The organism is Gillisia limnaea DSM 15749 (assembly GCF_000243235.1).
Lineage (GTDB): Bacteria > Bacteroidota > Bacteroidia > Flavobacteriales > Flavobacteriaceae > Gillisia > Gillisia limnaea.
This window is the reverse complement of record NZ_JH594606.1, coordinates 1,625,158-1,626,365: the sequence shown is the minus strand read 5'-3', so window position 1 is coordinate 1,626,365 and position 1,208 is coordinate 1,625,158. Positions and strand designations below refer to the sequence as shown.

Sequence of the window (1,208 nt, the reverse complement as noted above, 5' to 3'; positions counted from 1 at the left end):
AATGCAATTTACCTGGAAGACGGGGAAATGGCCGTGGTACGACTTGGGAAAGAAATAAAGGTGAGAAAGATCCATGATGATTCTCTGGTAGATCCTTATATTCAAGAGCTTCAACTCAACCTGGAGCAAATTGAAAAAGCTGGGTACGATCATTTTATGCTGAAGGAGATCTACGAACAACCAGATGCGATAACCGATACTTACCGCGGAAGAATGTTGGTAGAAGAAGGGATTATTAGAATGGCAGGGGTAGATGATAATATGGCACGCATCGCAAATGCAAAAAGAATCATTATTGTTGCTTGTGGAACTTCCTGGCACGCCGGATTAGTTGCAGAATATATTTTTGAGGATTTGGCCCGGACTCCCGGTGGAAGTAGAATATGCTTCTGAATTCCGATACCGAAATCCTGTAATTTCTGAAAATGATGTGGTAATAGCGATTTCTCAAAGTGGTGAAACCGCAGATACTATGGCGGCTATAAAACTAGCTAAAGAAAAAGGAGCCTTTGTTTTTGGTGTATGTAATGTGGTTGGATCCTCTATATCCAGAGAAGCTCATGCCGGCGCATATACACATGCAGGTCCCGAGATTGGGGTAGCTTCTACCAAAGCTTTTACCACTCAAATTACAGTACTTACTTTAATGGCTTTAAAATTGGCCAAACATCGCGGTACAATATCCGATTCAACTTTTAGATTCCATTTGCAGGAATTGGAAAGAATTCCGGCAAAAATCACTAAAGTGCTGGAAGAAAACGATCATATAAAAATAATAGCTGAAAAATATAAGAATTCACCTAATTGCCTTTATTTAGGAAGGGGATATAATTTCCCTGTAGCATTGGAAGGAGCTTTAAAACTTAAGGAAATTTCCTATATCCACGCAGAAGGTTACCCGGCAGCCGAAATGAAACATGGGCCTATTGCCTTAATCGATGAATCCATGCCAGTAGTTGTAATTGCTACCAGTAAAGGGCATTATGACAAAGTAGTGAGCAATGTTCAGGAAATAAAGGCCAGGCAGGGGAAAATTATTGGAATTGTTACAGAGGGAGATGAGGCCGTAAGAGAACTGGCAGATTATGTAATCGAAATTCCGGAAACCATCGAGTCATTAACTCCGTTATTAACTACGATTCCACTTCAGCTTTTATCCTATCATATCGCTGTGATGTTGGGTAAAAACGTTGATCAGCCTAGAAATT

General features: G+C 40.3%; 1 pseudogene. It reads left to right on the top strand.

Annotated features, from left to right (window positions below):
- Positions 1 to 1,208: pseudogene (gene glmS / locus GILLI_RS09100) on the top strand (glutamine--fructose-6-phosphate transaminase (isomerizing)); the annotation flags it as partial.